Source organism: Variovorax sp. P2_H12, assembly GCF_056403395.1.
Map to the genome: position 1 here is coordinate 1 of NZ_JBFUFO010000216.1, position 434 is coordinate 434.

Here is a 434-nt window from a genome sequence, read left to right on the forward strand (position 1 = left end):
CGGCAGCTGCGTGGAGGAGCGCACCTTGTCCACCGCGTCGCCTGTCCCCAGCTCGGCAACGAGGGCTCGCGCGTCCGCCATGCGCAGGTTGCCCGTGGCGGTGAGCGCGCGCCCCTCAGGGCCCGCCCAGTCGGCGATCCCTCGCAGCCACCGCAGCGCGCGGGACGTCTCGGCGCGTGCACGCAGCTCCTTCTCCGCCGGCAGCAGGACCGGCAGCTGCGGTTCGGCGCGTGTCACGGCTGCCGGGCCGCGCGTCAGGTGGTTGCGCAACACCTCGTCCAGTACGTCCTGGTCGTACGGCACCTCGCCTTGCTGAGCCTGCTCCACGAAGCTTTCAAGCGCCGCCGGATCCTGGACATCGACCCCCTGCTCGGCTGCGGTGACCGCCCAGAACTTCGCCATGCCCCAGCGGCTGCGGTCAGCCATGGCGGGGG

General features: G+C 72.8%; 1 protein-coding gene. It reads right to left on the reverse strand.

Annotation, left to right across the window (positions count from 1 at the left end):
• The coding region (locus AC1DYK_RS35880) for a hypothetical protein (protein ID WP_478170599.1) at nt 1-402 on the reverse strand (402 nt) is incomplete at its 3' end.
• Between the last annotated feature and the right edge of the window lie 32 nt (nt 403-434).